This window comes from Streptomyces sp. NPDC048565 (assembly GCF_040650935.1).
Lineage (GTDB): Bacteria > Actinomycetota > Actinomycetes > Streptomycetales > Streptomycetaceae > Streptomyces.
The window spans coordinates 41064-65638 of the sequence record NZ_JBEZIH010000032.1; the positions used below are offsets into that span (position 1 = coordinate 41064).

Here is a 24575-nt window from a genome sequence, read left to right on the forward strand (position 1 = left end):
GCCCCATGGTCAATCTGACGCGCATCTACACCCGTACCGGCGACAAGGGCACCACCGCCCTCGGCGACATGAGCCGGACCGCCAAGACCGATCTGCGGATCTCGGCCTACGCCGACGCCAACGAGGCCAACGCCGTCATCGGCACGGCCGTCGCGCTCGGGAATCTCTCCGAGGACGTCGTGAAGGTCCTCGTCCGGGTCCAGAACGACCTCTTCGACGTGGGCGCGGACCTGTCCACTCCGGTGGCGGAGAATCCGAAGTACCCGCCGCTGCGGGTGGAGCAGTCCTACATCGACAAGCTGGAGTCGGACTGCGACACCTTCCTGGAGGAGCTGGAGAAGCTCCGCAGCTTCATCCTCCCGGGCGGCACTCCGGGGGCGGCGCTGCTGCACCAGGCCTGCACGGTGGTGCGCCGCGCGGAGCGGTCCACCTGGGCGGCGCTGGAGGTGCACGGCGAGGTGATGAACGCACTGACGGCGACCTACCTCAACCGCCTCTCCGACCTCCTGTTCATCCTCGCCAGGACGGCGAACAAGGAGGTCGGGGACGTGCTGTGGGTGCCGGGCGGCGAGCGCTGAGTCAGCGGCCCGCGCCGACCCCGCTCCGGGGCTCCCGCTTGGGGAACACCGTGTAGCCGACGCCGATGATCAGGTTGATCCCGATCACCCACAGCATCTTCTGCTGCCACATCCGCAGCGAACCGGTGTCCCCGTCCCCGCCGACGTACCAGATCGCCGCCTGGAGCAGGGCCATGGCCGTCGCGGCGGCCACGGTCCAGCGGGCCGCGACACGCCACTCGTGGACGGCCCGCGCCATCCCGTACTTCGGGGGCCTCTCCGGCGGCGGGCCGCCCGCGAAGCGGTGGGCGATCCTGGCGTCGACCCACGTGATGGTGGAGTGGCCGAGTCCCACGGTGAAGCCGATGTAGACGGCGGCCAGTCCGTGCTTCCAGTCGGGTTCGGCGCCGTTCTTCAGGTCGATGGCCGTCACCACCAGGAGCACGACCTCAAGCAGCGGCTCGCAGAGCAGGACGGCGACGGCAGGTCCTGGCTTCTTCGCGAGGTAGCGCAGGGCGAGCCCGGCGGCCAGCAGGACCCAGAATCCGACCTCGCAGAGCACGATCAGTGTGACGATCACGGCACTTCTCCCCTTCCGGTCCCTTCCAGGCTCCCTGCCGGGCGCCGCCGGATCGTCGTCAGCAGTGACGAAACGTGACTGCATACTTCGATGTACTCGCGCCTCACTCCGCATGAGGACGTGACGCGCGCGGGCGCCGTGTTGGATGGATCCGTGTTCACCTCACTGCGACCGCACCGCCACGACGTACTGATCGCGGTGATCGGGCTGGCCGGCGGACTGGCGCTCTGGGGCGCCGGGCTGCACACCCAGGGCGGCCGGGCGTTCGGCGCCCACTGGGTCGCTCTCGTGCCCCTCGCGGTCACGGCCGGCCTGGAGCTGCTGCGCCGGAACCGGCCGCAGACCGCGGTGGCCGTCGGGACGCTCATGCTGGTCGCCGACCAGTTCACGACGGGCAGCCTGGCGACCGTCCTGATGTACACCGATCTGATGTACGCGGCCGTGGTCTACGGGACTCCGGCCGCCGCCCGGCGGATCCCGGTGTCCACGTTCCTGGTCACCGTCGCCGCGACCCTCGGTGCCCTAGCCTGGTTCCGCGGCCCCGAGGCGCTGTTGTTCGGTGTGGTGACCGGGCTGGTCTCCTTCGTCCCCGCCCTCACCGGAGTCAGCGTGCGCAACCACCGGGAGGCCGCGGACGCGGCCAGGCTGCGCGCCGACCAGACGGCGCTGCTGGCCGAGATGGACCGGGTGCAGGCGGTGACGGCCGAGCGTTCCCGGATGGCCCGCGAGCTGCACGACATGGTCGCCAACCATCTCTCCGCCATCGCCATCCACTCCACCGCCGCGCTCTCCATCGACGATCCGGGCACGTCCAGGGACGCCCTCGGGGTGATCCGGCAGAACAGTGTCGACGGGCTGGCCGAGATGCGCCGGCTGATCGGGCTGCTGAGGGAGAGCGGCGCGGCGGAGCCGCCGAGCGCGGCCCCGACCCTCGCCTCCCTTGACGCCCTCGTCGGGCAGGCCGGCGCGAACTCCGCGTCCAGCGGGCTCACCGTCACCCTTCAGGACAGCCGCGAGGAGTCCGGGCCGCTGCCGGCACCGGTGGAGCTGGCGGCGTACCGCATCGTCCAGGAGGCGCTGACGAACGCGCTGAAGCATGCGGCGCCCGGCCCGGTGACGGTCCGTCTCGGACGGTCGGCCAAGGTGCTGACGGTGGAGGTGAGCAGTGCGTTCGGTGACCGTCCCGGACCGCGCGCGCCCGGTTCGGGGGCCGGTCTGGTGGGGATGCGGGAGCGGGTGGCGCTGTTGGGCGGGTCCATCGAGGCGGGTCCTGAGCCCCGGGGCGACGGCACGAAGATCTGGTTGGTGCGGGCCGAACTGCCCGTTGAGGAAAGGACGTGGCGGACATGACGATCCGGGTGCTGGTCGCGGAGGACCAGTCGGCGGTGCGGGCGGGACTCGTGCTGATCCTGGGAAGTGCTCCGGACATCGAGGTCGTCGGCGAGGCGCCCGACGGTGAGGCCGCCGTTCGCCTGGCCCGTGAGCTGCGCCCGGATCTGGTGCTGATGGATGTACAGATGCCCCGGCTCGACGGGGTGTCCGCGACCCGGCAGGTGGTGGCGGAGCAGCTGGCGGACGTGCTGGTGCTGACCACCTTCGACCTGGACGAGTACGTCTTCGGCGCGCTGCGCGCCGGAGCGTCGGGCTTCCTGCTGAAGAACACCGACGCGGCGGATCTGCTCGACGCCGTACGCACGGTGGCACGCGGCGAGGGCCTGATCGCCCCGGCTGTCACACGGCGGCTGATCGAGGAGTTCGCCGGGACCACCGCCCCGCGCAGGGCGGACGGTCCGGGCACCGAGGCGCTGGACACGCTGACGCGCAGGGAGCGGGAGGTGCTGGGCTGTCTCGGCGAGGGGCTGTCGAACGCGGAGATCGCCGTCCGGCTCCGGATGGCGGAGGCGACGGTGAAGACGCACGTCAGCAGGGTGCTGGGGAAGCTGGATCTGCGCAGCAGGGTCCAAGCGGCAGTGCTCGCGCAGGAGTTGCGGCTCTGAGGTCCGGGACGGGTCTTTGGTCCAGACCTCTTGACGATTGGTCCAGACCTTCCTAATCTCACCGGACACACTGCGGTGAGTACGCGTCAGAACACAGCGGGCTCAGGGCGACGCAGGGTTTGACGGATCATCCCGATTGCCGGACCTCACCCGAGGAGCACCGTTGAGCACTGACAACCCCGCACGCCTCACCCGGCTCAGACGGAGACGAGGAGCAACAGCCAGCAGATCCAGACTCGTCGCGGGCCTCACCGCACTGTTGCTTCCCCTGGCCGCGATGGTGGGCCTGGCCTCCCCCGCCGAGGCGGCGACCTCCGCGACCGCCACCTATGTCCAGAAGTCCGACTGGGGCACCGGCTTCGAGGGCGGATGGACGATCACCAACACCGGCACCACCGCACTCTCCTCCTGGACCGTCGAGTGGGACTTCCCCTCCGGCACCGCGGTCGGCTCCGCCTGGGACGCCGACGTCACAGGATCCGGAAACCACTGGACCGCCAAGAACCTCGGCTGGAACGGCACAATCGCCCCGGGCGCCGGCATCAGCTTCGGCTTCAACGGCACCGGCACCGGCTCCCCCACCGGATGCACGCTGAACGGCGCCTCCTGTGACGGCGGCGGCAGCGTCCCCGGCGACAACCCGCCCTCAGCGCCCGGCACCCCCACCGCGAGCGACATCACCGACACCTCGGCGAAGCTCAGCTGGAGCGCCGCCACCGACGACAACGGCGTCAAGAACTACGACGTCCTGCGGGACGGCGCCAAGGTCGCCACGGTCACCACCACGACGTACAGCGACACCGGCCTCGCCAAGGGCACCGACTACTCGTACACCGTGCAGGCCCGTGACACCGCCGACCAGACCGGCCCGGTCAGCGCCCCGGTGGCCGTCCGCACCACCGGCACCACCGACCCGGGCCCCGGACCGGGCACCGGCGACAAGGTCAACCTCGGCTACTTCACCGAGTGGGGCGTCTACGGCCGCAACTACCACGTCAAGAACCTCGTGACCTCGGGCTCCGCCGAGAAGATCACCCACATCAACTACGCGTTCGGCAACGTCCAGGGCGGCAAGTGCACCATCGGTGACGCCTACGCCGACTACGACAAGGCCTACACCGCGGACCAGGCGGTCGACGGTGTCGCCGACACCTGGGACCAGCCGTTGCGCGGCAACTTCAACCAGCTGCGCAAGCTCAAGGCGCGGTACCCGGACATCAAGGTCCTCTGGTCCTTCGGCGGCTGGACCTGGTCCGGCGGATTCGGTGAGGCCGCACAGAACCCCGCAGCCTTCGCCCAGTCCTGCTACGACCTGGTCGAGGACCCCCGCTGGGCCGATGTCTTCGACGGCATCGACATCGACTGGGAGTACCCGAACGACTGCGGACTCACCTGTGACACCAGCGGACCCGACGCGCTGAAGAACCTCTCATCGGCGCTGCGCACGAAATTCGGCTCGGACAACCTGGTCACCGCCGCGATCACCGCGGACGGCTCGGACGGCGGCAAGATCGACGCCGCCGACTACGCCGGCGCCTCGGCGCACCTGGACTGGTACAACGTGATGACGTACGACTTCTTCGGCGCCTGGGACGCCAAGGGTCCGACGGCCCCGCACTCCCCGCTGAACGCGTACGACGGCATCCCGCTGGACGGCTTCAACTCCGCGGCCGCCATCGCCAAGCTGAAGGCCAAGGGCGTCCCCGCCTCGAAGCTGCTGCTCGGCATCGGCTTCTACGGGCGCGGCTGGACCGGCGTCACCCAGGCCGAACCCGGCGGCACGGCGACCGGGGCGGCCCCGGGGACGTACGAGGCGGGCATCGAGGACTACAAGGTCCTGAAGAACAGCTGCCCGGCCACCGGCACGGTCGCCGGCACCGCCTACGCCCACTGCGGCACCAACTGGTGGAGCTACGACACCCCGGCGACGATCACCTCCAAGATGGCCTGGGCGAACAGCCAGGACCTCGGCGGGGCGTTCTTCTGGGAGTTCAGCGGCGACACCGCGAACGGTGAACTCGTGAGCGCGATGGACAGCGGCCTCAACTAGGGCGTCGAAGCAGTCGCACCCCGAAAAGCGCCGGGGAGACAGGTCCGCCCCCTGTCTCCCCGGTTTTCGCATGTCCGCGGGCCTCAGGCCCTCAGGCGATTGTCTAGGCCACGTTCACTCTCTGGCCGGGCGGTGCCGCCTCCAGCCAGGCGAGGAAGCCGGTCAGGGCGTCCTCGCTCATCGCCAGCTCCAGGCGCGTCCCCCGGTGGAGACAGCCGAGCACGACGGAATCGGACAGGAGCGCCAGCTCCTCCTCGCCCTCGGGCAGCCGGCGCGCGACCACCTCGATGGCGGAGCGCTCAAGACCGCGGCGCGGACGGGGCGAGTAGGAGAAGACCCGGAACCAGTCGACGCGGTCACCGCTGTACCGCGCGACCCCGTACACCCAGCCCTTGCCGGACGGGTCAGGTTCCTCGGACACATCCCAGCGCAGACTGCAGTCGAAGGTCCCGCCGGACCGCTGGATCAGCCGCCTGCGGAGGCCGAAGACGAACAGACCCACCGCGACCAGTACGACGACCAGACCGCCAACCCACAGAGCGAGGACCATCTCCACCGACCTCCTCGCATCGTCGATTAACGGATACCGAACCCAGCCGAACCACACCGCATCTGCATCGCCTCAGCCGCGACACGGTCTGGATCGCTCCAGCTCGGGCCGCGGCTGAGTAAAAAACTCCTCGTGGGGACGCTCAGTGCGCCGCCACCGCACGCAGTCGCACGTCGGCACGCCTCTCGGCGCCCGCGTCCGTGTCCGACTTCGCACGCTCCAGCGCACGCTCGGCGCGCTGGACATCGATCTCGTCCGCAAGCTCAGCGATCTCCGCAAGCAGCGAGAGCTTGTTGTCCGCGAACGAGATGAAACCGCCGTGCACAGCGGCGACCACGGTCGCGCCGTCGCTCGTACGGATCGTCACGGGGCCCGATTCCAGCACACCCAGGAGCGGCTGGTGACCGGGCATGACGCCGATGTCGCCGGACGTGGTACGTGCGACAACGAGGGTGGCCTCGCCGGACCAGACACTGCGGTCCGCGGCGACCAGCTCGACATGCAGCTCAGCAGCCAAGGGTGGCTCCTCGGGTCACCACCCGGCGGTCGTGCCGGGTGTCGGTTCAATTCTACGGGGCGTGGTGAGGGGGGCGGGACACACCCACCCCCCTCGGTGAGCCGGAGGCTCAGGAGACGCCGAGCTCCTTGGCGTTGGCCTTGAGGTCCTCGATGCCACCGCACATGAAGAACGCCTGCTCGGGGAAGTGGTCGTACTCCCCGTCACAGATCGCGTTGAACGCGGCGATCGACTCGTCGAGCGGCACGTCCGAACCGTCCAGGCCGGTGAACTGCTTGGCGGCGTGGGTGTTCTGCGACAGGAAGCGCTCGACGCGACGGGCACGGTGGACAACGAGCTTGTCCTCCTCGCCCAGCTCGTCGATACCGAGGATCGCGATGATGTCCTGGAGGTCCTTGTACTTCTGCAGGATCCCCTTGACACGGCTGGCCGTGTCGTAGTGGGCCTGCGCGATGTAGCGCGGGTCCAGGATGCGGGACGTGGAGTCCAGCGGGTCCACGGCCGGGTAGATGCCCTTCTCGGAGATCGGACGGGAGAGAACCGTCGTCGCGTCGAGGTGGGCGAACGTGGTGGCCGGGGCCGGGTCGGTCAGGTCGTCCGCGGGGACGTAGATCGCCTGCATCGAGGTGATCGAGTGACCACGCGTCGAGGTGATGCGCTCCTGGAGCACACCCATCTCGTCGGCCAGGGTCGGCTGGTAACCCACCGCGGACGGCATGCGGCCGAGCAGCGTGGAGACCTCGGAACCGGCCTGCGTGAAGCGGAAGATGTTGTCGATGAAGAGCAGCACGTCCTGCTTCTGCACATCGCGGAAGTACTCCGCCATGGTCAGGGCGGACAGCGCGACCCGGAGACGGGTGCCCGGCGGCTCGTCCATCTGGCCGAAGACCAGCGCGGTCTTCTCCAGGACGCCCGACTCGGTCATCTCGTCGATGAGGTCGTTGCCCTCACGGGTGCGCTCGCCGACACCAGCGAACACCGACACACCGTCGTGCAGCTTCGCCACACGCATGATCATTTCCTGGATGAGGACCGTCTTGCCGACGCCCGCACCACCGAACAGACCGATCTTGCCGCCCTTGACGTACGGGGTCAGCAGGTCGACGACCTTCAGGCCGGTCTCGAACATCTCGGTCTTGGACTCGAGCTGGTCGAAGGCCGGGGCCTTGCGGTGGATCGGCCAGCGCTCGGTGATCTGCGCCTCGGCCTCCGGCTCGTTCAGGATCTGACCGAGGGTGTTGAACACCTTGCCCTTGGTGATGTCACCGACGGGCACCGTGATGCCCGCGCCCGTGTCGGTCACCGCGGCCTGGCGGACCACACCGTCGGTCGGCTGCATCGAGATCGCGCGGACCACGCCGTCACCCAGGTGCTGGGCGACCTCGAGGGTCAGCGTCTTACGAGCGCCGGCCTCGGCCGGGTCGTCGACATCGACGTGCAGGGCGTTGTAGATCTCCGGCATCGCGTCGACGGGGAACTCCACGTCGACGACCGGGCCGATGACCCGGGCGACGCGGCCCGTGGCAGCGGCCGTCTCAACTGTCGTCGTCATTACTTGTCACTCCCCGCGGACGCGTCGGCCAGCGCACCTGCACCGCCGACGATCTCGCTGATTTCCTGGGTGATTTCGGCCTGTCGGGCCGCGTTGGCAAGCCGGGAGAGGCTCTTGATCAGATCCCCGGCGTTGTCGGTCGCCGACTTCATCGCACGGCGTCGGGCGGCGTGCTCGGAAGCGGCGGCCTGGAGCAGTGCGTTGTAGATACGGCTCTCGACGTAGCGCGGCAGAAGGGCGTCGAGGACGTCCTCGGCCGACGGCTCGAAGTCGAACAGCGGAAGGATCTCGCCCTTCTCCGTGCTCTCCTCCTGGACCTTGTCGAGCGACAGCGGCAGCATCCGGCCGTCGACCGCGTTCTGCGTCATCATCGACACGAACTCGGTGAAGACGATGTGCAGCTCGTCGACGCCGCCCTCGGCCGTGTCCTTCTGGATGGACGCGATCAGGGGCTCGGCGATCTTCTTGGCGTCCGAGTACTCGGGGCTGTCGGTGAAGCCCGTCCACGATTCCGAGACCTTGCGCTCCCGGAAGCCGTAGTACGCGACACCCTTGCGGCCGACGATGTACGTGTCGACCTCCTTGCCCTCGGCTGCCAGCCGCTCCCTCAGCCGCTCCGCCGCCTTGATGGCGTTGGAGGAGTAGCCGCCGGCCAGACCGCGGTCGCTCGTGAGGAGCAGGACCGCCGCCCGGGCCGGGGACTCGGCCTCGGTGGTGAGGGGATGGTTGGTGTTCGAGCCGGTCGCGACCGCGGTCACCGCACGGGTGAGCTCGTTCGCGTACGGCATCGACGCCGTCACCTTGCGCTGCGCCTTGACGATGCGCGAGGCGGCGATCATCTCCATCGCCTTGGTGATCTTCTTGGTCGCGGTGACGGCTTGGATGCGGCGCTTGTAAACGCGAAGCTGAGCGCCCATCGATCAGCCCTCGCCCAGGAGCTTGCCGTCCGAGGTCTCGAACTGCTGCTTGAAGGCGGCGATCGCGTCGGCGATCGACTGCAGCGTGTCGTCGGACATCTTGCCGCCCTCGGCGATGCTGGTCAGGAGGTCCTTGCGCTCGCGGCGCAGGAACTCGAGCAGCTCGCTCTCGAAGCGGCGGATGTCCGCGACCGGGACGTCGTCCATCTTGCCCGTGGTGCCGGCCCAGACGGAGACGACCTGCTCCTCCATCGGGAACGGCGCGTACTGCGCCTGCTTCAGCAGCTCGACCATGCGCTTACCGCGCTCCAGCGACGCCTTGGAGGCCGCGTCCAGGTCGGAACCGAAGGCGGCGAACGCCTCCAGCTCACGGAACTGGGCGAGGTCCACACGCAGTCGGCCCGAAACCTGCTTCATGGCCTTGTGCTGGGCGGAGCCACCGACTCGGGAGACCGAGATACCGACGTTGAGCGCCGGACGCTGACCCGCGTTGAACAGGTCGGACTCCAGGAAGCACTGGCCGTCGGTGATGGAGATGACGTTGGTCGGAATGAACGCCGACACGTCGTTCGCCTTGGTCTCGACGATCGGGAGGCCCGTCATCGAACCGGCGCCCATGTCGTCGGAGAGCTTGGCGCAGCGCTCCAGCAGACGCGAGTGCAGGTAGAAGACGTCGCCCGGGTAGGCCTCACGGCCCGGCGGACGGCGCAGCAGAAGCGACACGGCGCGGTAGGCGTCGGCCTGCTTCGAGAGGTCGTCGAAGATGATGAGGACGTGCTTGCCGTCGTACATCCAGTGCTGGCCGATGGCCGAACCGGTGTACGGCGCCAGGTACTTGAAGCCGGCCGGGTCGGACGCCGGGGCGGCGACGATGGTCGTGTACTCGAGCGCGCCGGCCTCTTCGAGGGCACCGCGCACGGAGGCGATGGTGGAGCCCTTCTGACCGACGGCGACGTAGATGCAGCGCACCTGCTTGTTCACGTCGCCCGAGCGCCAGTTGTCACGCTGGTTGATGATCGTGTCGACGGCCAGCGCGGTCTTACCCGTCTGACGGTCACCGATGATCAGCTGACGCTGACCCCGGCCGATCGGCACCATGGCGTCGACGGCCTTGTAGCCGGTCTGCATCGGCTCGTGCACCGACTTACGGACCATGACGCCAGGGGCCTGCAGCTCGAGGGCGCGACGGCCTTCGGTCGCGATCTCGCCGAGACCGTCGATCGGGTTGCCGAGCGGGTCGACGACGCGGCCGAGGTAGCCCTCGCCGACGCCGACGGAGAGCACCTCACCGGTGCGCTGCACCGGCTGGCCCTCCTCGATTCCGCTGAACTCGCCGAGGACGATCGCGCCGATCTCGCGCTCCTCGAGGTTGAGGGCGAGACCGAGGGTTCCGTCCTCGAACTTCAGCAGCTCGTTCGCCATGGCGGAGGGCAGGCCCTCCACCTTCGCGATGCCGTCGCCGGCAACGCTGACCGTTCCGACCTCCTCGCGCGAGGCCGCGTCCGGCTGGTACGACTGGACAAAGTTATCCAGTGCGTCCCGGATCTCCTCCGGCCGGATCGTAAGCTCCGCCATCTGGGGTTCCCTGCTCTCCTTGTTGGGCCCGAAGTTTCTCAAAGGGGTCTGGGGGCGACCCCCAGGAATCTTCTGCAATTTCTGCACGGCCCAACCGGGCCGCAATCCTTGCTCGTTCAGTTGGTGCTGTGCGGGCGCTGCGCGCTGTCAGCCGGCCATCCTGCGGGTGACCTCTTCGAGGCGCTCCGCGATCGTGCCGTTGATGACCTCGTCACCGACGCGCACCGAGATCCCGCCGAGGACCTCGGGGTCCACGTCCAGGTTCAGGTGCATCTGCCGGCCGTAGATCTTCGCCAGAGCGGCGCCGAGGCGCTGCTTCTGCCGATCCGACAGCGGCACCGCCGAGGTGACGACGGCGACCATGCGGTCCCGGCGCTCCGCGGCGAGCCTGGACAGGGAGTCGAGTCCCGCTTCCAGGCTACGTCCTCGGGGCTGCGTCACGAGGCGCGTGATCACACGCTCGGTGACGGGCTGGGCCTTGCCGCCGAGCAGGCTGCGGAGCAGCGCGCCCTTGGCGGTGGCCGTGGCCTTCCGGTCGGTCAGTGCGGAGCGCAGGGCGACGTCGGAGCCGACGATCCGGCCGAACCGGAAGAGCTCGTCCTCGACGTCGTCGAGCGCACCGGCGCGCTGAGCCGCGGTGAGGTCCGCGGTGTTCGCCAGTTCCTCGACCGAGTCCACCAGGTCACGCGACTGCGACCAGCGGGAACGGACCATGCCGGAGACCAGGTCCACGGCTTCGCCGCCCACCTGCCCGCTCAGCAGTCGTCCGGCCAGCTCGGCCTTGGCCTCGGCGCCCTGCGACGGGTCGGTGAGGACCCGGCGCAGCGATACCTCGCGGTGGAGCAGCGCGGTGACGGCTGCCAGCTCCTCGGCGAGCTTCGCCGCGTCGACCGACGTGGAGTCGGTCAGTGCGTCGAGGCGCTCGCGTGCGGCGGCCAGCGCCTCGCGGCTCGCTCCGTTCATCGGACGGCCTCGGCCTTCGCCTCGAGCTCGTCGAGGAACCGGTCGACGGTGCCGCTCTGCCGGGCGTGGTCCTCGAGGGACTCGCCGACGAGCTTGCCGGCCAGGGCGGTGGCGAGGGTGCCCACGTCCTGACGCAGCGCGGACGCCGCGGCCTTGCGGTCGGCCTCGATCTGGGTGTGGCCGGCGGCGATGATCTCTTCGCGCTGCCGCTGACCTTCCGCCCTCATCTCCTGGATGATGACGGCACCCTGCTCCTGCGCCTCCTGGCGCAGCCGGGCGGCCTCGTGCCGGGCTTCGGCGAGCTGAGCCTTGTACTGCTCAAGAACGCTCTGGGCCTCGGTCTGGGCCGCGTCGGCCTTCTCGATCCCGCCTTCGATGGCCTCGCGGCGCTCTTCCAGAACCTTGTTGATGTTCGGGAGGAGCTTCTTGGCGAGGAAACCGAAGACGATGACGAAGGCGATCAGGCCGATGATGATCTCGGGGATCGCCGGGATCAGCGGGTTCTGGATCTCTTCCTCGGCCGCCAGCTGTAGGGCGTTCACATCAATGCCTTTCGTCGAATCGGGCGGGAAATGCCGCGATTAGAACGGGTAAACGAAGGGCATGACGAGGCCGATCAGGGCCAGCGCCTCACAGAGCACGAAGCCGAGGATCTGGTTCGAGCGGATCAGGCCGGCAGCCTCGGGCTGACGGGCCAGCGCCTGCGTACCGTTACCGAAGATGATGCCGACGCCGATGCCGGGGCCGACTGCGGCGAGGCCGTAACCGATGGAACCGAGGTTGCCCGAGATGTTGACTTCGGCGAGGGTCTGGAGAGCGGACATGCCGTTTCTTCCTTCTCTTTCAGAACCGGTGGGGGTTGGCCACCGGACGACTATCGGGGGTGGGGCGGGGCTGGTCAGTGCTCCTTGGCGAGCGCGCCCTGAATGTAGTTGCAGGCCAGAAGGACGAACACATAGGCCTGCAGCGCCTGGATGAAGAGCTCGAAGGCGGTCATCAGGATGGTCATCACGAACGAGACACCGGCGTATGCGATGCCGATGCCGCTGAGCAGGTACCAGCTGGCGATCGTGAAGATCAGGAGCAGCACGTGGCCGGCGAACATGTTGGCGAAGAGTCGCACGGCGTGGGTGAAGGGCCGGATCAGCAGGTTCGACATGAGCTCGATGATCATGACGAACGGGAGGGCCGCGCCGAGCGACTTGTCGAAGCCGGAGATGTTCTTCCAGCCACCGACGAAGCCATGACGCTTGAAGGTCAGGCTGACCCACAAGATGTAGACGATCGCGGCCAGCCCGGCCGGGAATCCGATGACCGAGACCACCGGGAACTGGGCGAGCGGAATGATCGCCCAGAGGTTCATGATCCAGATGAAGAAGAACAGCGAGACCATGAGGGGTACGTACTTCTTGCCCTCACGCTTGCCGAGCGTCTCGTACACCACACCGGTGCGGATGAAGTCGTAACCCATCTCCGCGATCATCTGGAGCTTTCCGGGCACCAGCTTCGGCTTGTTGAAAGCGGCCCAGAAGAAGCCGACGACGACAACGGTGCTCAGGACCGCCAGCAGCATCGGCTTGTTGATCTCGACGCCGCCGACGGTGAACATCGGCTCGAAAACAAAGGAGTGCAGGCCAGGAGCCGGGAAGCCACATCCACTGAAGATGTGGCAGTCGGTCTCGAAGGCGAGCACCGTTGTCGGGTCAGCACTCACCGCGGGCTCCTTCAGCGTGGCGCATAGGTACGGCAACCTCGTTGTGTCGGCGCGGCAAGCAGCCGCTGGTCGGCACTGGACTGGTGTTACGGATGGGGGGCGGCTCAGGCATGACGCCTCGCGATGAAACAGGCGCCGATCTTGGTGCCCGCGTCCGCAGTGCCGCAGTTGGAACCGGACGATAGCAGGGTCTCGAACGCGTGCTTATCCCGGGCCTACCCGTCACGTCGAAGACCCCGACTTCTGGGGCGCCTTGGCCACGGACGAGTCCGGTTCGACGTAAAGAATCTTGGTCTTCATGTGCACGCGGATCTGCGCCGCGACCCAGGTCAGGGTGGCGACCATCACCGCGGCCGCGAAGGCACGGGGGTTGAACAGCGTCGTGTTCTTGAACGCGGCGACGAAGACGAAGAGCAGCAGCAGTTCGGTCGTGTACAGCAGCAGTCCCATTGACTGGAACAGGTGCGGCAGCGACCTTGCCGTGCGCTGCAGGACGCCGAGCCCGAGCCCCATGAAGAGGATGACCACCAGCGTCCCCGCCGTCGCACCGATCGCTCCCTTGCCACCGGCGACCGCGGCGCTGACGGCGACGGTGACCACACCGACGGCAGCGGTGGGCACGGCGGTGTGGAGGAGAGTCCGGGCGTCGTTGGACGGCATGGCGGTTACTCCGCGTTGCAGGGGGTGGGCGGTGATCGTCAGGGACGAGCGTAGGCCCGGTCCGAGTCGATGCTGCGGGCCAAAAGACCGTGCTACTCAGGTCCTTCGGCCTCCTCACCGGGCTTCGTGAACGGTATCACAAACTATTTGATGAGGTCTTTACTCGAAAGTGTGCCAGCTGTCACACCAGAGGGTTACCTCGCTCGTGTGTGCAGAACATCACGACGCATTGTCTGGTATGGGGATGTCTGTGCCGTCGGGTCAACGCGGTGAATCGGCACGGTCCCGGTCCGTGAAGCGCGAACGGGGGCCTACCGCGGTCGCTCCGTTGACGCCGGAGACGCCCACGGACACCGGGGGGCAGTCCGAGCCCGGCGAGGCCATCCGGGAGCCCTCGGGCCCCTGTTGGGCGTGCGGGGAGCCTTCGGCGTCCCCCTCGTCGTCGGCGGCGTCCGTGTCATCCGTGTCGTCGAGCGCACGACGCCGGTAGCGCGGCGGTACGAAGCCCTCGGCCCAGCGCGGGGCGCGCGGGGTGAAGCGCGGCATGAGCAGCAGGACGAGGCCCACGGCGCTGAGTCCCACGATCACCAGCACGATCCAGAGCGACGCGGAGTGCACGGAGTAGCCGACGGCGCCGAAGGCGATCAGCGCGGACCAGAAGTACATGATCAGGACGGACCTGCTGTGCGAGTGCCCGATCTCCAGCAGCCGGTGGTGCAGATGGCCGCGGTCGGCGGCGAACGGCGACTTCCCGTTCCAGGTGCGCCGGACGATCGCGAGGACCAGGTCAGCGGCCGGAATGGCGATGATCGTCAGCGGCAGCAGCAGCGGGATGAAGACCGGCAGCATCGCGTGGGTCGCCTGCCGCTCGCTGCCCTCGAAGAGCTTCATCGCGTCCGGGTCGACCTGGCCGGTGACGGAGATGGCGCCGGCCGCCAGCACCAGCCCGATCAGCATCGATCCGGAGTCCCCCATGAAGATCCGGGCGGGGTGCATGTTGTGCGGCAGGAAGCCGAGGCACATGCCCATCAGGATCGCGGCGAAGAGCGTCGCGGGGGCGGCGGCCTCGATGCCGTACCCGTACCAGAGGCGGTAGGTGTACAAGAAGAACGCCGCCGCGGCGATGCACACCATGCCGGAGGCGAGGCCGTCGAGGCCGTCGACGAAGTTGACCGCGTTGATGGTGATCACGACCAGCGCGACCGTGAGCAGCGTGCCCTGCCACTGGGTGAGTGCGACCGTGCCGACGCCGGGGATGGGCAGCCACAGGATCGTCAGACCCTGGATGACCATGACCGCGGCGGCGATCATCTGTCCGCCGAGCTTGATCAGCGCGTCGATCTCGAACTTGTCGTCCAGGACGCCGATCAGCCAGATCAGCGCGGCGCCGGAGAGCAGTGCTCTGGGCTCGTTGGAGAGCTCGAAGACACCGTTCAGATTGAACAGGTGGTCCGCGACGATCAGCCCCGCGCACAGCCCGCCGAACATGGCGATGCCACCGAGCCGCGGTGTCGGTTCCCGGTGTACGTCACGCGCACGGATCGCGGGCATCGCCCCGATCGCGATGGCGAACTTCCGCACCGGTCCGGTCAGCAGATAGGTAACCGCTGCCGTGACACAGAGCGTCAGCAGGTAATCACGCACGGGCTGCCCCACAGAATTCGCCGACCATCTCAGCCCCACACCCTAGTCTCATGAGCAAGGACACCGAGCCACGGGTGATGGTTCCATCGTCTCCTTCCAGCCCTGATACGGCGAATACCCCGGATACGGCGGATGCCTCTCCGCGAGTCCGCGCACCTCGGCCAGCAGCGGGGCGGGGTCGTCCTCCTCGCGCACGGCCGCGCCGAACAGCTCGGCGATCCGCGCCATGTCGTCCTCGTCCATGCCCTGGGTGGTGACCGCGGCCGTGCCCAGCCGGATCCCTCGTGCGTCCCCGTACGGCAGGGCACAGGTGTCCAGGACCATCCCCGCGGCCATCAGCCGCTCGCGTGCGGTACGGCCGTCGACGCCCAGCGGGGCGGGATCGGCGACGACGATATGGGTGTCCGTACCGTCCGTGGTGATGTCGAAGCCCTCGGACTCCAGGGCCGACGCCAGGACGCGGGCATGTGCGACGACCCGGTGGGCGTAGACCGCGTACCCCGGGGTCGCCGCCTCGCCGAACGCGACGGCCTTCGCCGCGACCGTGTGCATCTGGGCTCCGCCCTGGGTGAAGGGGAACACCGCGCGGTCGATCCGCTCGGCCAGCTCGGAGCCGCACAGGACCATGCCGCCGCGCGGCCCCCGCAGCACCTTGTGCGTCGTCGCGCACACCACGTCCGCGTACGGCACCGGGCTGGGCGCCGCTCCCCCGGCGATCAGCCCCATCGGGTGTGCGGCGTCCGCGATCAGATAGGCGCCGACGTCGTCGGCGATGTCCCGGAAGCGCTCGTAGTCGGGGTGGCGTGGGTAGGAGATCGAGCCGCAGACGATCGCCTTGGGGCGCCGGGCCCTGGCCAGGGCGCGCACCTGCGCGTAGTCGATGAGCCCGCTGTCGGGGTCGACGCCGTAGCCGGCGAACTCGAACCAGCGCCCGGAGAAGTTGCCTGGGGCGCCGTGGGTGAGATGCCCGCCGTACGGGAGTCCCATGGCCAGCACCGTGTCGCCCGGGCGCAGCAGCGCGGCGTACGCGGCGAGGACGGCGGAGGAGCCGGAGTGCGGCTGGACGTTGGCGTGCTCGGCGCCGAAGAGCGCCTTGGCCCGCTCGACCGCGACGCGTTCCGCCGCGTCGGCCTGCTCGCAGCCGCCGTGGTGACGCGCGCCGGGGTAGCCCTCGGCGTACTTGTTGGCGAGCGGGGAGCCCAGGGCGGCGAGGACGGCGGGCGAGGTGAAGTTCTCGGCGGCGATGAGCTGGAGGGTGCTCGACTGCCGTCCGGCCTCGGCCAGCAGGATGTCGCCGATCTCCGGGTCCTGGCGCAGCAGGGCGCCGAAATCCTGCGGGATGGCTGTGTCCGGCGTGGAGGACGGCATGAGGGGCGACGTGGACGACGGTGGCGCGGCCGTGCGTGCGGCTGGAGTGGTGACCGGCATCGGGGGCTCCGGGCCTGGAGGAGGGGTGCGTGGCGTCGGATCCAATGTAGGCCCGCCCCGGGCCGCCTGCCCGCTGCCGGGCGCCCTCCTACGCCGGTCGGCGCACCTCGGTGGCTCGATGGCTCGGTGGCTCGTGCCTCAGTGCGGGGCGCGTACTCCGGTCAGGGCCGTCATGACGGGATCGAGCGCCTGGCTGATCTCGTCGCCGATGGAGCGGAAGAACGTGATCGGGGCGCCGTACGGGTCGTAGACCTCGTCCGCGTCCACGGTGGGGGCCAGCAGCCAGCCCCGCAGGGCCGCCGCGGCGCGCACCAGCGCGCGGGCCCGCTCGACGACGCCCTCCTCGCGGGCGTCGGGCAGCGTCGCGGGGTCTATGGCCCGCACCAGCCGGGTGAACTCCTTGAGCGTGAAGGTCCGCAGACCCGCCGAGTGGCCCATGGAGATCACCTGGGCACGGTGGTCGCGGGTGGCGGTGAGCACCAGATCGGCACGGATCACGTGCTCGTCGAGCAGCTCACGGCCGACGAAGCCGGTGGCGTCGGCGCCGAAGTCGGCGAGGACGACCTCGGCGTTGGCCTCCATGGGTGCGCCCTCGTGTCCCCAGGTGCCCGCGCTCTCCACGATGAGTCCGCCGCTGAGCGGATCCCCGAGGCGGTCCACGAGGGCGTGGCGGGTCAGCCGCTCGGTGATGGGCGAGCGGCAGACATTGCCGGTGCTGACGTGGAGGATGCGGAAAGTGTCGTACTGCCCCGCTATGCCACGCCCCTCAGGGGCGGTCAATTGGCCACCTCGAGGTCGGGTACCACCTTGCGGAGTTCCTCGACCGAGAGTGCGCCCGTCCGCAGCAGTACGGGGGTCTTGCCGGTGACGTCCACGATCGACGACGGGACGATCCCGGGGGTCGGGCCGCCGTCGAGGTAGACGGAGACACTGTCGCCGAGCATCTCCTGGGCGGAGTCGCAGTCCTCGGGCGAGGGGTGTCCGGTGAGGTTGGCACTGGAGACGCCCATCGGGCCGACCTCCGTGAGGAGCTCGATGGCGACCGGGTGCAGGGGCATCCGGACGGCGACGGTGCCACGGGTGTCACCGAGGTCCCACTGGAGGGACGGCTGGTGCTTGGCGACGAGGGTGAGGGCGCCGGGCCAGAACGCGTCGACGAGCTCCCAGGCCTGCTCGGAGAAGTCCGTGACCAGGCCGTGCAGGGTGTTCGGGGAGCCGATCAGGACCGGGGTCGGCATGTTGCGGCCACGGCCCTTGGCGTCGAGCAGATCGGCGATGCCCTCCGAGCTGAAGGCGTCCGCACCGATCCCGTACACGGTGTCGGTGGGCAGCACGACCAGTTCGCCGCGGCGGACGGCGGACGCGGCTTCACGCAGGCCGGTCGTACGGTCGGTCGCGTCGTTGCAGTCGTATCGCCGTGCCATCAGCCGGCCTCCTGGGACATGTACGGGTGGGGCGGGTAGGGGTCGTGCGGTCGCGGCGCACCGTCGGTCACGGCATGGCCTTACGGGCCGTGGCGAACCGGGGGCGCTTGTTCAGGTCGGGGTGGTCGGCCGCGTCGGCCCAGCCCCGTTCCTCGGTGAAGATCCAGGGCACCTGGCCGCCCTGAGTGTCGGCGTGCTCGATGACGACGAGCCCGCCGGGGCGGAGCAGCCGGTGCGCGGTGCGTTCGATGCCGCGGATGGTGTCGAGGCCGTCCTCGCCGGAGAACAGGGCCATCTGCGGGTCGTGGTCGCGGGCCTCGGGCGCCACGTACTCCCACTCGGTGAGCGGGATGTAGGGCGGGTTGGAGATGACGAGGTCGACCTGTCCGTCGAGCTCCGGAAGGGCGCTCAGCGCGTCGCCGCGGTGGACGGTGACCCTGGACCCCTCGGCGTTCTTCCGCGTCCACCTCAGGGCGTCCTCGGACAGCTCGACGGCGTGCACGCGCGAGCGCGGCACCTCCTGCGCCATGGCGAGCGCGATGGCGCCCGATCCGGTGCACAGGTCGACGATCAGCGGTTCGACGACGTCCATCGCGCGGACCGCGTCTATCGCCCAGCCGACGACCGACTCGGTCTCCGGGCGCGGGACGAACACACCGGGACCGACCTGGAGTTCCAGATAGCGGAAGAAGGTGCGTCCGGTGATGTGCTGGAGCGGCTCACGGGCCTCGCGCCGGGCGATCGTCTCCCAGTAGCGGGCGTCGAAGTCGGCGTCCGGCACATGGTGCAGCTCGCCCCGCTTGACGCCGTGCACGAACGCGGCGAGTTCCTCGGCGTCGAATCGCGGTGAGGGGACACCGGCGTCGGCCAGCCGCTGGGTGGCCTGGGCCACCTCGGCGAGCAGCAGGTTCATCGCGGTTCTCCGTACGGGTTCACGAGCGGGGCGGGGCTGTGTGGCCTGACGGCCTATGCGGCGGCGAGCTTGGCGGCGGAGTCCGCGTCCACGCAGGCCTGGATGACGGAGTCGAGGTCGCCGTCGAGCACCTGGTCCAAGTTGTACGCCTTGAAGCCGACCCGGTGGTCCGAGATCCGGTTTTCCGGGAAGTTGTACGTCCGGATCTTCTCGGAACGGTCCACGGTGCGCACCTGGCTGCGGCGTACGTCGGAGGCTTCCTGCTCGGCCGCCTCCTGGGCTGCGGCCAGCAGCCGGGACCGCAGGATACGCATGGCCTGCTCCTTGTTCTGGAGCTGGCTCTTCTCGTTCTGGCAGGAGGCGACGACACCGGTCGGTAGGTGGGTGATCCGCACGGCGGAGTCCGTGGTGTTGACGGACTGGCCGCCGGGGCCCGAGGAGCGGTAGACGTCGATACGGAGGTCGTTGGCGTGGATCTCGACGTCGACCTCCTCCGCCTCGGGCGTGACGAGCACACCGGCGGCCGAGGTGTGGATACGGCCCTGGGACTCGGTGGAGGGCACACGCTGCACCCGGTGCACCCCGCCCTCGTACTTCATCCGGGCCCAGACGCCCTGTCCTGGCTCGGTGGCGCCGTTGCCGCCCTTGGTCTTCACGGCGACCTGGACGTCCTTGTAGCCGCCCAGCTCGGACTCGGTGGAGTCGATGATCTCGGTCTTCCAGCCGACGCGCTCGGCGTAGCGCAGATACATCCGCAGCAGATCGCCGGCGAAGAGGGCGGACTCGTCGCCGCCCGCGCCCGCCTTGATCTCCAGGAGCACGTCCTTGTCGTCGCTGGGGTCGCGCGGGACGAGGAGGAGGCGGAGCTTCTCGGTGATGTCCTCGCGCTGCTTCTCCAGGACCTTGACCTCGGCGGCGAAGTCCGGGTCGTCGGCGGCGAATTCGCGGGCGGTCTCGATGTCGTCGCCGGTCTGCTTCCAGGACCTGTAGGTGGAGATGATCGGGGTCAGCTCCGCGTAGCGCTTGTTGAGCTTGCGCGCGTTGGCCTGGTCGGCGTGGACCGACGGGTCGGCGAGCTTGTTCTCGAGATCGGCGTGCTCGCCGATCAGTTCCTCGACCGCCTCGAACATCTTCGGGCTCCTGGTTTCTGCGTCATACGTCTGCGGGCCTGCTGGACGGTGTGCCGCCGGTGCCGCGCCCCGAAGGGGCGTCCGGGCCGCACAGCCGGAAAAAACGCCGGTCCCGGCGCCCCGTTGGAGGGCGTCGGGAACCGGCGCAGTGGCTCGCTACTTGCTGGCGGAGCCGGCAGCCTTGCCGAAGCGGGCCTCGAAGCGCGCCACACGGCCGCCGGTGTCGAGGATCTTCTGCTTGCCCGTGTAGAACGGGTGGCACTCGGAGCAGACGTCGGCGCGGATGGCGCCGCCTTCCAGGGTGGTCCGAGTGGTGAACGAGGCACCGCAGGTGCAGCTGACCTGGGTGTCGAAGTACTCGGGGTGAATGTCGCGCTTCAAGGTGTCTCCTAGATTCGGGAGGGCTCCGGGTCGTTCGCGCGGATTGCGCGTCCGTGAACCGGGGCCGACGTACCAGTCTGCCAGGACCGGCCGTATCTCCCAAAACGAGAACCCGGCCGGGTGTATTCCCGTGCGTACGGGGGAACGGTCCGCGACCGGGGCGTCACGGAATGTGCCGTTACCGCACGGTCCTGCCCGCCCCGGTCACTGCACGACCTTGCCCGCCCCGCCCTTGTCGCCGGCCGACTTCGCGGTGGCGGACGCCGGGATGGCCTTGTCGTGCTTGAGCGCCGTCCACACCTGCTGGTCACCCTTCTCCTGGGGCAGCACCCGGTTCGGGTCGTCGGGGTCGTACTCCACGGGCAGGGTCACCATGTCGACGTTCTTCGAGCCGAGGCCCTTGAGCCCGTTCGCGAAGCCGGTGAGCTTCTTGACGGAGGCCAGCTCGGAGTCGGTGGTGACGGCCTTGGTCGCGGTGTCGGCGAGGCCGAAGAGGGTCTTCGGGTTCGAGAACACCCCGACGCTTGTCGTCCGGTCCATCAGCGCCTTGACGAACGCCTGCTGGAGCTGGATACGGCCGAGGTCGCTGCCGTCGCCGACGCTGTGGCGCGTGCGGACCAGGCCGAGCGACTGCTCACCGGTGAGGGTGTGGGCGCCGGGCTTCAGCGTGAGGTGGCTGTCGGGGTCGTCGATCGCCTGCGACGTGGTGAGCTCGACACCGCCGAGTTCGTCGATGAGCTTCTTGAAGCCGGTGAAGTCGACCTCGACGTAGTGGTCCATGCGGATCCCGGACATGGCCTCGACGGTCTTCACCGCGCAGGCGGGCCCGCCGACGGCGTACGCCGAATTGAACATCGCCTCCTGCTCGGCGCCGGCCTGTTCGCCGCCGGTGTCGCTCGCGCAGGCGGGACGGTCGACGAGGGTGTCCCGCGGGATCGAGACCACGCTGGCCGCCTTGTGGCCCTCGTCGATGTGGACGACCATCGCGGTGTCCGCGCGCGCCGAGCCCTCGTCGGCGCCGTACTCGGAGTTGGCGCCGGAGCGGGAGTCCGATCCCAGCACCAGGATGTCCTGCGACCCGTTGTCCACGTTGTCGGGGCGGCCGGTGCCCAGGGCGGCGTCGATGTCCACGCCCTTCAGGTTCCCGTTGAGCGTGAAGTAGGCGTAACCGAGCCCGGATCCCCCGACGACCACCAGGGCGGCGGCGCAGCACAGGGCGATCTTCTTCACCCGGCGGCCGCGGGACGGTTTCCTCCGGCGGCTGCCGGAGCCCCGTATTCGGCCTGTGCCCCTGCTCTGCTCGCTCATACGGCTCCCTCTTTCGCTGCTCGCTCTCGCTGTCACCCCCTGCCGTGGTGCACGGGCGCGGTCCGGCGTCACTCGGTAGGACGACCGGAGCAGCGAGAAGCGTTGCACAGCGACCTGAGCCCCCGGCCGGTGCCGGGGGCCTCACGAGGGGCGTGCGAACGGGCCGGGAATCCGGTGCTCACCAGGCGATTCGGCCGCTCGTGCGGGAGCCGCACCGGCCCGTTCCCGGCACCGCCCCTGTGGCAAAGGTCTCCCCTGCCCGCCGCGCTCCTTACGGGAGCCGTACGCAGAGATCCGCCCCGTCACGCGCGTGACGGGGCGGATCCTCTGACCAGGACGACCGGTCAGTCGTTGCCGTTGCCGTTGCCCGGCGTCGTCTTCTGGATCTGGAGCAGGAACTCCGCGTTGGACTGGGTCTTCTTCATCCGGTCCAGCAACAGCTCGATCGCCTGCTGCTGGTCGAGCGCGTGGAGCACCCGGCGCAGCTTCCAGACCACGGCCAACTCGTCGGTGCCGAGCAGGATCTCTTCCTTACGGGTGCTGGACGCGTCGACGTCCACCGCCGGGAAGATGCGCTTGTCCGAGAGCTTCCGGTCGAGCTTGAGCTCCATGTTGCCGGTGCCCTTGAACTCCTCGAAGATCACCTCGTCCATGCGCGAGCCGGTCTCGACGAGCGCGGTGGCCAGGATGGTCAGCGAGCCGCCGTCCTCGATGTTGCGCGCCGCGCCGAAGAAGCGCTTCGGCGGGTACAGCGCGGTCGAGTCGACACCACCGGACAGGATGCGGCCGGAGGCGGGTGCCGCCAGGTTGTAGGCGCGGCCCAGGCGGGTGATCGAGTCCAGCAGGACCACCACGTCGTGACCCAGCTCCACGAGGCGCTTCGCGCGCTCGATGGCGAGCTCGGCGACCGTGGTGTGGTCCTCGGCGGGCCGGTCGAAGGTCGAGGAGATGACCTCGCCCTTCACCGACCGCTGCATGTCGGTGACCTCTTCCGGACGCTCGTCGACCAGGACGACCATCAGGTGGCACTCGGGGCTGTTGACCGTGATCGCGTTGGCGATGGCCTGCAGGATCATGGTCTTACCGGTCTTCGGCGGGGCCACGATCAGGCCTCGCTGGCCCTTGCCGATCGGTGCGACCAGGTCGACGATCCGGGTGGTCAGGACGTTGGAGTCGGTCTCCAGACGGAGCCGGTCCTGCGGGTAGAGCGGGGTCAGCTTCTGGAACTCGGGACGGCCGCGGCCGGTCTCGGGCGCCATGCCGTTGACGGAGTCGAGACGGACCAGCGCGTTGAACTTCTCGCGGCGCTCGCCGTCCTTGGGCTGGCGCACCGCACCGGTGACGTGGTCGCCCTTGCGCAGGCCGTTCTTGCGGACCTGGGCGAGCGAGACGTACACGTCGTTCGGTCCCGGCAGGTAGCCGGAGGTCCGGATGAACGCGTAGTTGTCGAGGATGTCGAGGATGCCCGCGACGGGGATCAGGACGTCGTCGTCGGCCACCTGGACGTCGGTCGCGAAGTCGTCGCGGCCACGACGGCCACGGCGGTCGCGGTAACGGCCGCGACGGCCGCGACGGCCGCCCTCGTCGTCGTAACCGTCGTCCTGCTGCTGGCCGCCGCCACCGCCCTGCTGACCCTGGTTCTGGCCGCCGCCCTGCTGGCCCTGACGGCGTCCGCCGCCCTGCTGGCCCTGGTCGTCGCCCTTGCCGCCGCGCCGGTCGCGCTGGCGGTCCCTGCGGTCCTGGCGGTCGCCACGGTCACGCCGGCCGTCCTGGCGGTCGCCGCGACGGCCCTCGGCAGTGTCGACGGCGGACTCGGCCTTGGCCTCGCCCTTCGCACCGTCGCGCTCGTCGCCGCGGTCCTGACGGCCTTCGTTACGGCCCTCGGACTTCGCCTTCGGCTCGGCCTCCGCCTTGGACTCGCCCTTGGGCTCGCTCCTGGACTCGGACTTGGGCTGCTCCGCCTTGGTGTCGGGGCTGCCCGCCTGCGCGGTGGCCCTGCGACGGCGGCGCTCGCCCGCCGGCTGCTCGTCACTGGCCGGCTGACCGGGGATGTCGATCTGCTGCTGATCGGCGGCCTTGTCGGCGGCCGGGGCGGCAGCGCTCTCGTCACCGGTGCGCGTCTTGGACGTGGCACGGCGCTTCGGCTTGCTCCCGGCATCCGTACCGGCGGATGCGGCGGCCTTGGGGGCGGGCGCGGAGGAACCTCCGGCCTGCGCCTCCTTGATGACCTCGATCAGCTGGCTCTTGCGCATCCGCGCAGTCCCCCTGATGCCGAGGCCGGACGCGACCTGCTGCAGCTCGGCCAGGACCATGCCCTCGAGGCCGGTGCCGGAGCGGCGGCGCCGTGAGGTGGTGCCAGAGGCAGCACCTTCGGCGGGCGCGGGGCTGTCGACGCTCTTGTCGGCAGTGGCGCCCATCAGATCGGTGGTGTCGCTCACGAAGGGTCCTTCCCTGGAGCGGACGTCGGCCTTCTGGCTCGGCGACCGGTTGTGCTGTCCGACTGCGGTCTGTTGATCGTGTCGATCGCGGACCTTGCCGGGGCGGTGGTCCGCCGGGTACGGCGGAGAGACGAATGTGCGGGGTTCCGGCGCGAGATCCCCCTGCTCGGCCCACTCCTGGACGAGCAAGAGGGTGTCGTGCCGGTTCCGGAGCGTGCTCGAAAGCTCAGGCAGGCTGCTCAGGCAGTCGGGGAGGCTCACGGAAGAGTGGTGGTCC

The 24575-nt window shown here is 69.3% G+C and carries 24 protein-coding genes; 4 read left to right on the top strand and 20 right to left on the bottom strand.

Features of this window, described 5'->3' with window-relative positions; genetic code table 11:
* The first annotated feature begins 5 nt into the window (after positions 1-5).
* Positions 6-578, top strand: coding sequence for a cob(I)yrinic acid a,c-diamide adenosyltransferase (locus AB0C75_RS30970; protein ID WP_362895064.1), 573 nt, complete (start codon positions 6-8; stop codon positions 576-578).
* A gap of 1 nt (position 579) precedes the next feature.
* Here the strand turns inward: AB0C75_RS30970 and AB0C75_RS30975 are convergent, their stop codons facing one another.
* The gene (locus tag AB0C75_RS30975; protein WP_362895065.1) at positions 580-1137 is read right to left on the bottom strand and encodes a hypothetical protein; all 558 of its coding nucleotides are present in this window, start codon (positions 1135-1137) and stop codon (positions 580-582) included.
* Positions 1138-1290: 153 nt separating this feature from the next.
* On the opposite strand from AB0C75_RS30975, the gene AB0C75_RS30980 reads away from it, so the two are divergent.
* The 3 genes from AB0C75_RS30980 to AB0C75_RS30990 all read left to right on the top strand — a co-directional run bounded on the left by AB0C75_RS30980 (position 1291) and on the right by AB0C75_RS30990 (position 5184).
* Complete coding sequence (locus tag AB0C75_RS30980) at positions 1291-2487, top strand: histidine kinase (RefSeq protein ID WP_362895066.1); 1197 nt, start codon at positions 1291-1293, stop codon at positions 2485-2487.
* Positions 2484-3134 (top strand): response regulator transcription factor, encoded by a 651-nt coding sequence (locus AB0C75_RS30985; RefSeq protein ID WP_362895120.1) that lies wholly within the window; start codon positions 2484-2486, stop codon positions 3132-3134. The genes AB0C75_RS30980 and AB0C75_RS30985 overlap by 4 nt, the downstream gene beginning before the upstream one ends.
* Before the next feature lie 277 nt (positions 3135-3411).
* A complete protein-coding gene (locus tag AB0C75_RS30990; protein ID WP_362895122.1) occupies positions 3412-5184 on the top strand; it encodes a glycoside hydrolase family 18 chitinase in 1773 nt (590 codons plus the stop codon).
* Positions 5185-5287: 103 nt separating this feature from the next.
* Here the strand turns inward: AB0C75_RS30990 and AB0C75_RS30995 are convergent, their stop codons facing one another.
* From AB0C75_RS30995 to rho, 19 genes are all read right to left on the bottom strand, one after another.
* Entirely contained in the window at positions 5288-5734 is a 447-nt protein-coding gene (locus AB0C75_RS30995) for a DUF2550 domain-containing protein (protein WP_014154045.1), read from the bottom strand.
* Between the two features lie 142 nt (positions 5735-5876).
* Positions 5877-6251, bottom strand: a complete 375-nt coding sequence (locus AB0C75_RS31000) for a F0F1 ATP synthase subunit epsilon (protein ID WP_359472776.1) — start codon at positions 6249-6251, stop codon at positions 5877-5879.
* Between the two features lie 109 nt (positions 6252-6360).
* Complete coding sequence (gene atpD, locus AB0C75_RS31005) at positions 6361-7803, bottom strand: F0F1 ATP synthase subunit beta (protein WP_362895067.1); 1443 nt, start codon at positions 7801-7803, stop codon at positions 6361-6363.
* The gene (locus AB0C75_RS31010; RefSeq protein ID WP_362895068.1) at positions 7803-8720 is read right to left on the bottom strand and encodes a F0F1 ATP synthase subunit gamma; all 918 of its coding nucleotides are present in this window, start codon (positions 8718-8720) and stop codon (positions 7803-7805) included. The genes atpD and AB0C75_RS31010 overlap by 1 nt, the downstream gene beginning before the upstream one ends.
* Before the next feature lie 3 nt (positions 8721-8723).
* On the bottom strand, positions 8724-10295 hold the full coding sequence (gene atpA / locus AB0C75_RS31015; RefSeq protein WP_362895069.1) for a F0F1 ATP synthase subunit alpha: 1572 nt from the start codon (positions 10293-10295) through the stop codon (positions 8724-8726).
* Between the two features lie 147 nt (positions 10296-10442).
* Positions 10443-11258: a F0F1 ATP synthase subunit delta gene (locus AB0C75_RS31020; RefSeq protein WP_362895070.1), complete on the bottom strand. Its 816-nt coding sequence runs from the start codon at positions 11256-11258 to the stop codon at positions 10443-10445.
* Positions 11255-11800 (bottom strand): F0F1 ATP synthase subunit B, encoded by a 546-nt coding sequence (locus AB0C75_RS31025; protein ID WP_362895071.1) that lies wholly within the window; start codon positions 11798-11800, stop codon positions 11255-11257. The genes AB0C75_RS31020 and AB0C75_RS31025 overlap by 4 nt, the downstream gene beginning before the upstream one ends.
* A 39-nt stretch (positions 11801-11839) precedes the next feature.
* Entirely contained in the window at positions 11840-12082 is a 243-nt protein-coding gene (gene atpE, locus AB0C75_RS31030) for an ATP synthase F0 subunit C (RefSeq protein WP_362895072.1), read from the bottom strand.
* 74 nt (positions 12083-12156) lie between these two features.
* Positions 12157-12972 (bottom strand): F0F1 ATP synthase subunit A, encoded by an 816-nt coding sequence (gene atpB / locus AB0C75_RS31035; RefSeq protein ID WP_362895073.1) that lies wholly within the window; start codon positions 12970-12972, stop codon positions 12157-12159.
* A gap of 222 nt (positions 12973-13194) precedes the next feature.
* Positions 13195-13632 (bottom strand): hypothetical protein, encoded by a 438-nt coding sequence (locus AB0C75_RS31040; protein ID WP_362895074.1) that lies wholly within the window; start codon positions 13630-13632, stop codon positions 13195-13197.
* Positions 13633-13893: 261 nt separating this feature from the next.
* The gene (locus AB0C75_RS31045) at positions 13894-15288 is read right to left on the bottom strand and encodes an MraY family glycosyltransferase (protein ID WP_362895075.1); all 1395 of its coding nucleotides are present in this window, start codon (positions 15286-15288) and stop codon (positions 13894-13896) included.
* A 36-nt stretch (positions 15289-15324) separates the two neighbouring features.
* The gene (gene glyA / locus AB0C75_RS31050) at positions 15325-16704 is read right to left on the bottom strand and encodes a serine hydroxymethyltransferase (RefSeq protein ID WP_362895076.1); all 1380 of its coding nucleotides are present in this window, start codon (positions 16702-16704) and stop codon (positions 15325-15327) included.
* Between the two features lie 138 nt (positions 16705-16842).
* Positions 16843-17484 (bottom strand): protein-tyrosine-phosphatase, encoded by a 642-nt coding sequence (locus AB0C75_RS31055; RefSeq protein ID WP_362895077.1) that lies wholly within the window; start codon positions 17482-17484, stop codon positions 16843-16845.
* Positions 17481-18128, bottom strand: coding sequence for an L-threonylcarbamoyladenylate synthase (locus tag AB0C75_RS31060; RefSeq protein WP_362895078.1), 648 nt, complete (start codon positions 18126-18128; stop codon positions 17481-17483). The genes AB0C75_RS31055 and AB0C75_RS31060 overlap by 4 nt, the downstream gene beginning before the upstream one ends.
* 67 nt (positions 18129-18195) lie before the next feature.
* Positions 18196-19041, bottom strand: coding sequence for a peptide chain release factor N(5)-glutamine methyltransferase (gene prmC, locus AB0C75_RS31065; protein ID WP_362895079.1), 846 nt, complete (start codon positions 19039-19041; stop codon positions 18196-18198).
* A 53-nt stretch (positions 19042-19094) separates the two neighbouring features.
* Complete coding sequence (gene prfA, locus AB0C75_RS31070) at positions 19095-20171, bottom strand: peptide chain release factor 1 (RefSeq protein WP_362895080.1); 1077 nt, start codon at positions 20169-20171, stop codon at positions 19095-19097.
* A gap of 156 nt (positions 20172-20327) precedes the next feature.
* Complete coding sequence (gene rpmE, locus AB0C75_RS31075) at positions 20328-20552, bottom strand: 50S ribosomal protein L31 (protein WP_362895081.1); 225 nt, start codon at positions 20550-20552, stop codon at positions 20328-20330.
* Between the two features lie 204 nt (positions 20553-20756).
* A complete protein-coding gene (locus AB0C75_RS31080; protein WP_362895082.1) occupies positions 20757-21860 on the bottom strand; it encodes an LCP family protein in 1104 nt (367 codons plus the stop codon).
* Between the two features lie 344 nt (positions 21861-22204).
* Positions 22205-24298 (bottom strand): transcription termination factor Rho, encoded by a 2094-nt coding sequence (rho, locus tag AB0C75_RS31085; RefSeq protein ID WP_362895083.1) that lies wholly within the window; start codon positions 24296-24298, stop codon positions 22205-22207.
* Positions 24299-24575 lie beyond the last annotated feature (277 nt).